The organism is Massilia sp. CMS3.1 (assembly GCF_051262535.1).
In the GTDB taxonomy this organism is placed as follows: Bacteria; Pseudomonadota; Gammaproteobacteria; order Burkholderiales; family Burkholderiaceae_D; genus Telluria.
The window spans coordinates 472,295-483,470 of sequence record NZ_JBIMES010000002.1; the positions used below are offsets into that span (position 1 = coordinate 472,295).

The window sequence follows — 11,176 nt, forward strand, 5'->3', positions numbered from 1 at the left end:
CGGTCTCCGTCGGAGTCATCAAAAGTGTGAGTTGTAAATGCTGTCAATACTTCGGCATGGCCGGATCGACCTGCACGGCCCAGGCGTGAATTCCGCCTGTCAAATTCGTTACGTTCTCGAACCCGTTACGTTCGAGGAAAGCGGCTACCTGCATGCTGCGCACACCGTGGTGGCAGATGCACACAATTTCTTGATCGTCCGGCAATTCGCCGGCGCGGATCGGGATCAGGTGCATCGGGATCTGGGTCGAGCCGCCGATCTGGCAGGTCTCGAATTCCCAGTTCTCGCGCACGTCGAGCAAGAGCGGACGCGCAACGCTTGGATCAGCCAGGCGTTCGGCCAGCTCGGGCGCGGTCATGTGCTGCATGATTCTGTCCGTCAGAACGTGAAGCGCGACACGGCCGGCGCACCCGACAGCATCTTGACGTTGGTCTCGAACACCGTGATCGTGTCATACGCTGCCTCGGACACGCGGGTGACGACGACACACTGCATTGCCGGCGACTGGCCGACGATGGCGGCGATGCGGCCACCGACCTTTAACTGTTGCAGGAAGGTTTCCGGCATGTTCTCCATGCCGCCCGAGATGACGATCACGTCGTAAGGAGCATCCTTTTCCCAACCATTGGTGCCGTTACCCTCGACCACGGTGACGTTGCCGATACCGGCGCGTCCGATATTCTGCTCGGCCAGCGCCTTGATTTCCGGCGAAATTTCAACGGTGGTCACGTGGCGCGCCTTGTGCGCCATCAGGGCTGCCATGTAGCCCGAGCCGGCGCCGATTTCCAGCACATTCTCGTGGCTCTTGATATTGACTTCCTGCAGGATGCGCGCTTCGATTTTCGGATTGAACATCGTTTCGCCGCCGGGCAGCGGAATTTCCACATCGGCAAAAGCCAGGTTCTCGTAGGCCTGCGGCACGAACTGTTCGCGCTTGACCACATGCAGCAAGTCGAGCACGTCCTGGTCCAGCACGTTCCAGGGGCGGATCTGCTGTTCGATCATGTTAAAGCGGGCTTGTTCGATATTCATCTTGATACTCGGTGGAAAAGAAATAATCCGATATTTTATCGTTGAACTGCCTCGGGAAGCACATCTTATCGGGATGGCATCCAGATCGCGTGAAATTGCGACAGTCTGCAGTTTAAAGGGAGTGAACACCGGGAATCCGGCGCCGTAGCGATGTCATCCGTTACGCCGCCGCCGACGCAGCCGCCGTGGCCCGTGGCAGCAGGCCGTGCAGGGCCATGTCGAGGAAGGTAGACAGGAAAGCCTGGGGCTCGAGGTCGCACCGTTCGCAGGGACCAATCGAATGCTTCCAGGTGACGAGCATGAGCATCGGCGCGATCAGGACTTGCGTCATCTGGGTGATATTGACCGGGCGGAACTCGCCGCGCGCGATGCCGCGTTCGAGCATGCTGGAAATCATGCGCGTGCCGCGGTTGATGACTTCGTCCTGATAGAACTTGGCCAGCTCGGGAAAATTATCCGCCTCGGCAGTGACGAGTTTGACGATGCCCGACACCTTGTTGGCGCCGATCCGTTCCCACCAGGCCATCATCACCTTGTGCATCAGGTCGGCGCTGTGGCCCTCGAATTCGGCGACCGAGGATTCGGCCTCGCCGATGACCGGCACGATGCTGTTGCGCACGACGGCCTTGAACAGCTCTTCCTTGTTCTCGAAATACAGGTACAGCGTGCCTTTCGAGACGCCGGCGCGACGCGCGACGTCTTCGAGCCGGGTCGCAGCAAAGCCGCGCTCGACGAAGAGGTCGATCGCGGCCGCCAGCAGCTCTTGCGGACGAGCATCCTTGCGACGCTCCCAGCGCGGCTTGGTGTCAAAGGGGCATTCCATGCTTCTATCCGACAACTTGGTAGTCGTCGAATATAGACCCGGGCTCAGGGGCAGTCAAGCACCGCAGGCATCGATGCGTCCGGGCCGGCTGGTAGCGAAGCGGCGCCGGCGTTATACTGCGCGGTCCCTCTCTTCTCGTCCCCCGATGAACTGCCGCGACCACTGTGGTGCCTGCTGCACCGCCCCCTCGATTACCAGCCCGCTCCCTGGCATGCCCAACGGCAAGCCGGCTGGCGTGCGCTGCGTGCAGCTGGACGACGACAACCGTTGCCGCGTGTTCGGCAAGCCGGAGCGGCCCGCGTTTTGCGGCGGCCTGCAGCCGTCAATCGAGATGTGCGGGGAGAATCGGGCGCAGGCGATTGCCTGGCTCGATGAACTGGAACGGGCTACCGCGCCGGGCTGAGCGCTTATCTAGCGGGCGCTGCGCTTTTTTTGCTGCACATGGGCAAACAGCGCGCCCAGCGTCATGCGTTCGTCCCAAATGTCCGCCAGCGCCACGCCGTAGCGGCTGCGCAATTGTTTGGCAAGGCGCTCGACTTCCTTCGATTCCGGAATCCACTTGGCCGGGTGCATGGTGCGATACACGCCCAGCAACTGGTCGTCGGGACGGAACTTCTGGGTTTCGGCAGCGCGCAAGGAAAATGCGTCGGCGAACAGGGCAAGGAATTCGCCGATCTGGCGTTTGGACGCCGAGGGAAAGGCGCGGCGCCACAGGCGGGCCTGGGAAGGTCGTGCACGGAAGGGATTGGGGATCTGTCCTACGGCAAGGGCGGACCATGCAACCGCCAGCAAGACCAGGATTGCAACAATACTCATCGTTGAACGGCAGAGTGAATCATGACTTTAGTCTAGCACGCACTCCGTGCCGTGGCGCACGTGTGCGCGATATTCTGCGGGTTCCCGGGAATGCCGCCCTCACTCGGGAAGACGGCAGTCTTTCTGCCATAAAATTGGGCGGGCAACGATGCCCGACTCAGCGGTTGAGGGCTTGCTCGTGGTAAGCTTCGACCCCGCGCAATTCTGCCGCACCGCACTCCCACTATTCACAGATAAAGCGATTCATGGACATTCTTCTCGCCGTCAAAGCGATCATCATGGGCCTGGTCGAGGGCTTTACCGAGTTCCTGCCGATCTCTTCCACCGGTCACCTGATCCTGGCGGGCAGCCTGCTCAATTTCACTGGCGAAAAAGTCAAAGTCTTCGAGATCGCGATCCAGGCCGGCGCCATGCTGGCCGTGATCTGGGAATACCGCGAACGCATCGCACGCGTGCTGGCGGGCTTGTTTACCGAACGGCGCCAGCAGAAGTTCGTCGCCAACCTGGTGGTCGCCTTCCTGCCGGCCGCCATGCTCGGCCTGGCGTTCGCGAATGCGATCCAGGCCGAACTGTTCAAACCGGTACCGGTCGCGCTCGCCTTTATCATCGGCGGGCTGGTGATCCTGTGGGTCGAGCGTAAGCCGAAGGGCGTACCCAAAGGCTTGCCGCACGCTTCGCGCATCGAAACGGTCGATGAAATGACCGTGCTCGACGCGCTGAAAATCGGCTGCGCCCAGGCCTTTGCCCTGATCCCGGGCACCAGCCGCTCGGGTGCCACCATCATCGGCGGCATGCTGTTCGGCTTGTCGCGCAAGGCGGCCACCGAGTTCTCGTTCTTCCTGGCCATTCCGACCCTGCTCGGGGCAACCGTCTATTCGGTCTACAAGGAACGCGCCCTGCTGTCGATCGCCGACCTGCCGATGTTCGGCCTCGGCGGCCTGTCCGCCTTCATCTCGGCTTTCCTGTGCGTGCGCTGGCTCCTGCGCTACATCAGTTCGCACGACTTCACGATCTTCGCCTGGTACCGTATTGTGTTCGGCATTATCGTGCTCGTCACCGCGCATTACGACCTGGTCCACTGGGCGGAATGAGACTGCGAGCAACACCGAAACCACTACCATGACCACCGAACTCGAAGCGCGCGCGCTTCACCTGCTGGAGACCGTCTTCGGTTATCCCGCCTTCCGCGGGCAGCAGGCCGACATCGTCAATCACGTCGCCAGCGGCGGCGACGCCCTGGTCCTGATGCCGACCGGCGGCGGCAAGTCGCTGTGCTACCAGATCCCTGCGCTGCTGCGCGAGGGAGTGGGCGTGGTCGTCTCGCCGCTGATCGCGCTGATGCAGGACCAGGTCGACGCGTTGGAGGAAGTCGGCGTGCGCGCCGCCTTCATGAATTCGACCCAGACCTTCGAGGAAACGCTGCGCATTGAGCGCCTGGTGCGCACCGGCGAAATCGACCTCGTCTATGTCGCGCCCGAGCGCCTGATGACGCAGCGCTGCCTCGACCTGTTCCACGATTCGCGCATCTCGCTGTTCGCGATCGACGAGGCGCACTGCGTCTCGCAATGGGGTCACGATTTCCGCCCCGAATACATCCGCCTGTCGATCCTGCACGAGCAATTCCCCGACGTGCCGCGCATAGCCCTCACCGCCACCGCCGACCAGCAGACGCGCGACGAGATCGCGCACCGGCTGCAACTGGACGACGCGCGCAAGTTCGTCTCCTCGTTCGACCGTCCGAACATCCGCTATTCGATCGTCGAAAAGACCACCGGCCGCAAGCAGTTGCTCGATTTTATTACCACCGAGCATGCGGGCGAATCCGGCATCGTCTACTGCCTGTCGCGTAAAAAAGTCGAGGAGACCGCCGAGTTCCTGAACGAAAACGGCGTCCGTTCCCTGCCCTATCACGCCGGTATGGAGTACGCCAAGCGTGCCGATCACCAGGCGCGCTTTTTGCGCGAAGAAAACATCGTGATGGTGGCGACGATCGCATTCGGCATGGGCATCGACAAGCCGGATGTGCGTTTCGTCTGCCACCTGGATCTGCCGAAAAGTATCGAAGGCTATTACCAGGAAACAGGCCGCGCCGGACGCGACGGCGGACCGGCCAGCGCCTGGATGGCGTATGGCTTGCAGGACGTGGTGTTGCAGCGCCGGATGATCGACGAGTCCGAAGCCGACGAAACATTCAAACGCGTGCTGTCCGTAAAACTCGACGCCATGCTGGGGCTGTGCGAAACGCTCAGCTGCCGGCGCATGCGCCTGCTCGACTATTTCGGCGAGCCGTCCGGTCCGTGCGGCAATTGCGATACGTGTTTGATTCCGCCAATCAGTTTTGATGCGACTGTGCCGGTGCAAAAGCTGTTGTCGACCATCTACCGGGTCGACCAGCGCTTCGCTGCCGGCCACGTGATCGACGTACTGCGCGGCGTGCAAACCGACCGCATCGGCCAGTGGCGCCACGATGCGCTGTCCGTGTTCGGCGTCGGCAACGACCGCAGCGAGCAGGAGTGGCGCGCGATCGTGCGCCAGACCATTGCGCTCGGCCTGATCACGGTCGATCACGAATCGTATAGCTCGCTGAAGCTGACCGATGCCGCGCGTCCGGTCCTGAAGGGTGGACAGAAGGTGCAGTTGCGCCAGTACCAGAAACCGGTCAAGCCGAAGCGCGCGTTCACCCCCTCGAAGGGTTACGAGGAAACCGAACTGTCGACATCCGAACAGGCGATTTTCGACCGCCTGCGCTCCTGGCGCATGGGCAGCGCGCGCGAGCACGGCGTGCCTGCGTACGTCGTGTTCCAGGATGCGACGCTGCGCGAAATCGCCAAAGTGAAACCGACGTCGCTCGATCAATTACGCGGCGTAACGGGCGTGGGCGAGAAGAAGCTGGTGTCGTATGGCGAGGACATCGTCGGTATCATTAACGAGATGCTGTAGCGCCCCGCCGCGGCACGTTTTTATCGTCATCATGCATATCGATTCGCCACCGGCCGCGGCCACCCAGGGCGTGCCGGCGAATGCCGCCAGCCTGCAAACCTTCGTCTTCGCCCTGTTCTTCATTTTTGGCGGCATCACCAGCCTGAACGACGTCATCATCCCGAAGCTGAAGGATTTATTCACCTGGTGTCGGCGAATACGACAGGCATGCTGTCGGGCTGGTCGCTGCTGGCAGTCGGCCTGTTCAATTCGATCATGTTCCCGACCATTTTCTCGCTGGCCTGCGAAGGACTGGGCGAACGTGCAGCCGAAGGCTCGGGCCTGATCTGCATGGCCATCGTCGGTGGCGCCATCGTGCCCCTGCTGACGGGGCACGCAGCCGATGCCGTGGGCTTGAAGCTGGCCTTGATCGTACCGGCGCTGTGCTATGCCGTGATCCTGTGCTTCGGATTGTTTGCACGGCGGCCACGCGCGGCGTAAATACTTACTTCTTCGTAAACACCAGATCCCACACCCCGTGGCCCAGTTTCAGGCCACGGTTCTCGAACTTGGTCAGCGGCCGGTACGCCGGCTGCGGCGCATAGCCCTCGGCGGTATTCGCCAATGCCGGCTCGGCGCCCAGCACCTCGAGCATCTGCACCGCGTAATCTTCCCAGTCGGTCGCCAGGTGGATATAGCCGCCAGTCGCCAACTTCTCGCACAGCAGTGTCACGAACGCCGGCTGGATCAGGCGGCGCTTGTTGTGGCGCGCCTTGTGCCATGGGTCCGGGAAATAGACATGCACGCCGGCCAGCGAGCCGTCCGGAATCATGTGGTGCAGCACCTCGAAAGCATCGTGCTGGATCAGGCGCAGATTGGTGATGCCCTGCTCGCCGATCTGCTTGAGCAGGCTGCCCACGCCTGGCGTGTGCACCTCGACACCGATAAAGTCTTTCTCCGGCATCTGGCGCGCGATGTGGGCCGTGGTGTCGCCCATGCCGAAACCGATCTCGAGGATGGTCGGCGCCTGGCGCCCGAAGGCAGCGGCGTAATCGAGCATCTCTTTTTGGTAGGGGACCAGGAATTGCGGCCCGAATTCCTCGAGCCCGCGCGCCTGCCCCGTCGACAGGCGGCCGGCGCGGGTGACGAAACTGCGGATGCGGTGGTCAAGGGGGTCGTAAAGCATCGTACGGGCCGGGCCGTTGTCGGGAGTGTCTGCGGACATGGGAAATGAGAGTGAGGAAAGAACGGCGGACATTATAGCCTACGGTGCACACCGGATTCACTGACAGGAGCTGGTGGCGTCGCCGCACGGGTGTGGTGTCAAGAAGGCAATATGCGCCATAATCGATTCTTTCGTGCCACTCCTGCCGAGGCCTGCCGTGCATTCGACCAAACACCCGATCGCGATCGAAGACAACGTCGCCACTTTTCAGCTCACTTCTTTCCACTACGGCAGCCCCGGCGTGGGCAAGAAGGTGTATATCCAGGCCTCGCTGCACGCCGACGAGGTGCCGGCGATGCTGGTCGCCCATTTCCTGCGCCAGGAACTGGACCGGCTCGATGCCGAGGGACGCATCAAAGGCGAGATCATCCTGGTGCCGGCAGCCAATCCGATCGGCCTGTCGCAGACGATCCACGGCACGCCGTTCGGACGCTACGACCTGTCGACCGGCGTGAATTTCAATCGCGCCTATAAACACGTCGCCACGGACCTCAAGAAGTCGCTCGAGGGAAAGCTTGGCAAGGACGCCGATGCGAACGTCGCCCTGATCCGCGAGCACGCGCGCAAGTCACTCGACGAATGGACGCCGCCCACCAGCGGCGGGCTGCTCAAGAAAATCCTGCTGTCGATGGCGATCGACGCCGACATCATGCTCGACCTGCATTGCGATAACGAATCGGTGCTGCACATGTATGCGGGCGAACCACTGGCCGAGGCCGTGCAGCCGCTGGCCGCCCTGATGGGCGCGCATGCGGTGCTGCTGGCGCGCGAGTCGGGCGGCGAGCCCTTCGACGAAGCGTGCAGCCGCCTGTGGTGGGACCTGGCCGAGCATTTCGGCCCGGAAGTGGCGATTCCGCCGGCTGGCGTCGCCATCACGGTCGAGCTGCGCGGCGAGAGCGACGTGCGCTACGAGCTCGCCCAGCCGGACGCCGCGGCCCTGCTGCAATACCTGGCGAGAAATGGCGTCATCGACATGCCGCTGACCCCATTGCCCGCACCGCTGTGCGCGCCGACACCATTGGAGGCGGTCGAGCCGCTGTTCGCGCCCCACTCCGGCGTGCTGGTGTTCCTGAAAAAATTGGGCGACAAGGTCGAGGCCGACGAAGCCGTGGCCGAGATCGTCAATCCGGTGACGGGCCAGGTCACGCCGGTCCGCCCGACACACGGGGGCGTGTTTTTCGCGAGCACGGCGCACCGCCACCTGCTGCGCGGCATGCACGTGTGCAAGATCGCGGGGGCGACCGCTTTTCGCGCCGGCGATCTGCTGGGCTCGTAAGCCTCAGCGTCGGGCGCGCCTGGCGGACAGCAGGCGCGCGCCGACCGCCAGCAAAGCCAGGATCGGCAGCACCCAAGCCTGGCTTGAACCCAATTCCATCAGCGTCGCGCTGCCGATCGCGCACCACAGTAGCGGCACTACCCACAGCGGCCAGCGCGCACGCCACAGCAGCAAGGCGCCGAAGGTCAAGGCCACCGTCGGATCGGGGGCCATGCCGAACAGCTCGCCCCCGATCAGGGGACGCCCGCCTAGCGGCGCCAGCAGCGGATACCCGATCAATGCCACGAGCGCGATGCCGAGCGCCAGCTTGCCCAGCGACCCGACCGGTTCCGTCAGGCGCGGCGCAAGTCTGCGGCAGGCGAGCCAGAGCAACAGCACGGCCTGCAGCGCATAGCCGATGGCAAAGTACGGCGCGCCGGTGTTGATGGTCGCGTAGCGCTGCGCGAAATAGCTCCACGCCACATGCAGCCAGGCCAGCGCCAGCATAGCCGCAGCCACACGCCCCGCTTTCGCACCGCCATGCCACAGGCACACGAACAACGCGATCCCGATGGCCAGCGCCAGCAACTGGATTGGCCACAGCGCCATGTTGTGCAACTCGAACAGGCGAAAATACGTCGCCTTTGAAAACATCAGCAGGTCCGCCAGCGTATACGTCCACCACTCGCTCATGTGAACCGCATCACGTCGGCGGCGATGCGCCGTCGTAGCGCGCCGTCCGGCATGGCCCCGCGCGCGGCCAGCATGTTGTCAAGCGCATGCGCCGGCTTCGAGGTGGCGGGGATGGCGCAGGTGACGCCCGGCTCGGACACGATGAATTTCAACAAGGCCTGGGCCCAGCTGGTGCAGCCGATATCACGCGCCCAGCCAGGCAATGGCTTTCCGGCCAGCGACTGCGTCAGGTCTCCCTGGCGAAACGGCCGGTTGACGATGACGGCGATGCGCCGCTCGCGTGCCAGCGGCAGGATCCGCGCTTCGACTTCGCGGTCCAGCACGTTGTAGCTGACCTGCACGAAGTCGAGCGGCTGGGTTTCCATGATCTTGATGAGCTCGCCGTGGCGCCGGCCTTCGGACGTGGTGATGCCGACATAGCGCAGGCGCCCGGCCGCTTTCATGCTCTGCAACGTGCGCAGGTGGTCTTCCCAGGCAAGTAAATTATGTACCTGGAGCAAATCGAAACGCGGCACGCTCCAGAGCGCGCGGGAGGATTCGATCTGGGCTGGGCCTTTCGTGCCGGAGCCGATCCACACCTTGTCGGCCGAAAACACCGTCTTCGGCTGTTTCAATTGCGCGAGTGCATTGCCGATGACGGCCTGGGCCGAGCCATACATCGGAGAGGAGTCGATCAGGCGCCCGCCACCATCGAGGAAAGCGCGTACGACGTTCGTGCAATTGGCGCGCGCGGCCGGGTCGTTGCCGACATTGAAGGTGATCCAGCTGCCGAGGCCGACGACGGGCAGCAATTCGCCGGAGGATGGGATCGGGCGCGTGACGAGCGCGCCCGGCGCCGCTGCGAGCGCGCCCCCCATGGCGGCATAGCCACCACCTGCGAGCATGGCGCGTAACAGCGTTCTGCGTTCGTCTGAAAATACCTGCATTGTGCGCTCCGCCAAAAGGCTGCTGACCTGACACGCCATGTCATCACAGTTCCGCTGAAGATTCAATAGATACTCACTCCGCCGTTTCCAGCGCTGCCAGCCGCGCCTCGGTCTCGCGAATGGCAAGCTCGGCCTGCCGCTGTTCGCGCGCATCCTTCCTGAGCATATAAAACACGTTCAGGGCGCACGTCGTCAGACCGGTGACGATGCCGAACGCGACACCAACCCGTTCGAGCGTGATGGCAGTGCCGATCGATGCGAACGCCCCCACCATGCTCGAGATTTCCAGGATATTGAATTTCATTGCTTGTCTCCATCGTCATCGTGTCATTGAGATAAATCAACGTCGGTATAGTTATACTATACTTTTTGGTTGAGAATTTCTATACTTGCGCGTGTAGATTTCCTATACAATTTCACGATGGAAGCTAAGACAATGATTGCCAACTGGATCAAAGAGGCGCGGCGCGATGCCGGCCTGTCGGGCGAAGCCCTTGGGACGAAGCTCGCCTTCGAGCTCGGCACGGCGCGCGGCCATACCAAGGCGAATATTTCCCATTGGGAGACTGAAAAACACAGCCCAAACCTGCAGCAATTGCTCGCGATCGCCAAAGTCACCGGCAAGAGCCTGCCTCCCGCCATCATCGACGGCTTGCGCGGATCGGATCCGGTGGTGCTCTTCCCCGGCGCCATGCGCGTGGTCGTGTCCGATACCAATGACGACACCTTTGTGCAGGTGCCGATGGTCAAGCTGCGCCTGTCCGCGGGGGTCACCGGTTTCCAGACCGAGCCGGAGCATCACGATGGCGGCACGGTCGGCATGCGCCGCGACTGGATCGAGCGCAAGCGGCTCAATCCGGCCAGCCTGATTGCGATCCTCGTCAAGGGCGAGAGCATGGAGCCGACGCTGTACGAAGACGATATCGTTGTCATCAATACCGCCGACAGGAAGCCGGCGGTCGGCGAAGTATTTGCCGTGAACTTCAACGGCGAGCCTGTCGTGAAGCGCATGCAGAAGGACGGTGGCCGCTGGTGGCTGGCGTCCGACAATCCGGATCAACGCACCTATTACCGTCGTGCCTGCGAAGGGGACAGCTGCCTGGTCATCGGCCGCGTCGTGCGCAAGGAAAGCGACCGGATCTGATGCGGATACACGTCACCCAATTCGCCCCACACCGTTCGCCCATCGTCGTGGCGATCGTCGATTCAAGGCTGACCGTGAAGGGTGCCGCGGAGCCGGTATTGAAGAAAGTCGCGGAGCATTTTCCTGCCCTGCCGATCATGCTGGTGTCGATCGAGCCGAACGGCTTTCGCGCCTATGCGCCCTTCCAGACGGCAGAGTTGCTGGCATTGCTGCAGCTTGAGACGCTGGAGTTTCAGGAAATCGACATCTCGCTGCCTGCGCCGGAAAGCGACGAGCCGCTGCCGTTTTAGGGGGAGTGGAGCGGGTGAAGGGAATCGAACCCTCGTCGTAAGCTTGGGAAGCT

General features: G+C 62.6%; 15 protein-coding genes. 7 read left to right on the forward strand and 8 right to left on the reverse strand.

Annotated features, from left to right (window positions below; genetic code table 11):
• Nucleotides 1-43: 43 nt before the first annotated feature.
• The 3 genes from ACHAC9_RS05835 to ACHAC9_RS05845 all read right to left on the reverse strand — a co-directional run bounded on the left by ACHAC9_RS05835 (nt 44) and on the right by ACHAC9_RS05845 (nt 1,855).
• Nucleotides 44-367 carry a rhodanese-like domain-containing protein gene (locus tag ACHAC9_RS05835; RefSeq protein ID WP_435758048.1) on the reverse strand — a complete coding sequence of 108 codons (324 nt, stop codon included), beginning with the start codon at nt 365-367 and terminating at the stop codon, nt 44-46.
• Between the two features lie 11 nt (nt 368-378).
• A complete protein-coding gene (locus ACHAC9_RS05840) occupies nt 379-1,032 on the reverse strand; it encodes a protein-L-isoaspartate O-methyltransferase family protein (protein ID WP_435758050.1) in 654 nt (217 codons plus the stop codon).
• Nucleotides 1,033-1,192: 160 nt separating this feature from the next.
• Nucleotides 1,193-1,855, reverse strand: coding sequence for a TetR/AcrR family transcriptional regulator (locus ACHAC9_RS05845; protein ID WP_435758052.1), 663 nt, complete (start codon nt 1,853-1,855; stop codon nt 1,193-1,195).
• Between the two features lie 145 nt (nt 1,856-2,000).
• Between ACHAC9_RS05845 and ACHAC9_RS05850 the strand changes: the two genes are divergently transcribed.
• Nucleotides 2,001-2,258 (forward strand): YkgJ family cysteine cluster protein, encoded by a 258-nt coding sequence (locus ACHAC9_RS05850; protein ID WP_435758054.1) that lies wholly within the window; start codon nt 2,001-2,003, stop codon nt 2,256-2,258.
• Nucleotides 2,259-2,266: 8 nt separating this feature from the next.
• On the opposite strand, the gene ACHAC9_RS05855 is transcribed toward ACHAC9_RS05850, so the two are convergent.
• The gene (locus ACHAC9_RS05855; protein WP_435758056.1) at nt 2,267-2,671 is read right to left on the reverse strand and encodes a hypothetical protein; all 405 of its coding nucleotides are present in this window, start codon (nt 2,669-2,671) and stop codon (nt 2,267-2,269) included.
• Between the two features lie 245 nt (nt 2,672-2,916).
• Between ACHAC9_RS05855 and ACHAC9_RS05860 the strand changes: the two genes are divergently transcribed.
• From ACHAC9_RS05860 to ACHAC9_RS05870, 3 genes are all read left to right on the forward strand, one after another.
• Complete coding sequence (locus tag ACHAC9_RS05860; RefSeq protein ID WP_435758058.1) at nt 2,917-3,762, forward strand: undecaprenyl-diphosphate phosphatase; 846 nt, start codon at nt 2,917-2,919, stop codon at nt 3,760-3,762.
• Between the two features lie 28 nt (nt 3,763-3,790).
• Nucleotides 3,791-5,611 carry a DNA helicase RecQ gene (recQ, locus tag ACHAC9_RS05865; protein WP_435758060.1) on the forward strand — a complete coding sequence of 607 codons (1,821 nt, stop codon included), beginning with the start codon at nt 3,791-3,793 and terminating at the stop codon, nt 5,609-5,611.
• 186 nt (nt 5,612-5,797) lie between these two features.
• Nucleotides 5,798-6,091 (forward strand): hypothetical protein, encoded by a 294-nt coding sequence (locus tag ACHAC9_RS05870; protein WP_435758062.1) that lies wholly within the window; start codon nt 5,798-5,800, stop codon nt 6,089-6,091.
• A 4-nt stretch (nt 6,092-6,095) separates the two neighbouring features.
• On the opposite strand, the gene trmB is transcribed toward ACHAC9_RS05870, so the two are convergent.
• Nucleotides 6,096-6,776 (reverse strand): tRNA (guanosine(46)-N7)-methyltransferase TrmB, encoded by a 681-nt coding sequence (gene trmB, locus ACHAC9_RS05875; protein WP_435758109.1) that lies wholly within the window; start codon nt 6,774-6,776, stop codon nt 6,096-6,098.
• A gap of 196 nt (nt 6,777-6,972) precedes the next feature.
• Here trmB and ACHAC9_RS05880 point away from each other — a divergent pair, with 196 nt between their 5' ends.
• Entirely contained in the window at nt 6,973-8,091 is a 1,119-nt protein-coding gene (locus ACHAC9_RS05880) for a succinylglutamate desuccinylase/aspartoacylase family protein (RefSeq protein WP_435758064.1), read from the forward strand.
• A gap of 3 nt (nt 8,092-8,094) precedes the next feature.
• On the opposite strand, the gene ACHAC9_RS05885 is transcribed toward ACHAC9_RS05880, so the two are convergent.
• The 3 genes from ACHAC9_RS05885 to ACHAC9_RS05895 form a co-directional block, all read right to left on the reverse strand.
• Nucleotides 8,095-8,763 carry a DUF6064 family protein gene (locus ACHAC9_RS05885; protein ID WP_435758066.1) on the reverse strand — a complete coding sequence of 223 codons (669 nt, stop codon included), beginning with the start codon at nt 8,761-8,763 and terminating at the stop codon, nt 8,095-8,097.
• The gene (locus ACHAC9_RS05890; RefSeq protein WP_435758068.1) at nt 8,760-9,689 is read right to left on the reverse strand and encodes an aldo/keto reductase; all 930 of its coding nucleotides are present in this window, start codon (nt 9,687-9,689) and stop codon (nt 8,760-8,762) included. Before ACHAC9_RS05890 ends, ACHAC9_RS05885 begins: the two co-directional genes overlap by 4 nt.
• A 73-nt stretch (nt 9,690-9,762) precedes the next feature.
• The gene (locus tag ACHAC9_RS05895; protein ID WP_435758071.1) at nt 9,763-9,993 is read right to left on the reverse strand and encodes a hypothetical protein; all 231 of its coding nucleotides are present in this window, start codon (nt 9,991-9,993) and stop codon (nt 9,763-9,765) included.
• Nucleotides 9,994-10,110: 117 nt separating this feature from the next.
• Here ACHAC9_RS05895 and ACHAC9_RS05900 point away from each other — a divergent pair, with 117 nt between their 5' ends.
• Both ACHAC9_RS05900 and ACHAC9_RS05905 read left to right on the forward strand, forming a co-directional pair.
• Nucleotides 10,111-10,833: a S24 family peptidase gene (locus ACHAC9_RS05900; protein WP_435758073.1), complete on the forward strand. Its 723-nt coding sequence runs from the start codon at nt 10,111-10,113 to the stop codon at nt 10,831-10,833.
• Nucleotides 10,834-10,880: 47 nt separating this feature from the next.
• Nucleotides 10,881-11,123, forward strand: coding sequence for a hypothetical protein (locus ACHAC9_RS05905; protein WP_435758075.1), 243 nt, complete (start codon nt 10,881-10,883; stop codon nt 11,121-11,123).
• Nucleotides 11,124-11,176: the final 53 nt, after the last annotated feature.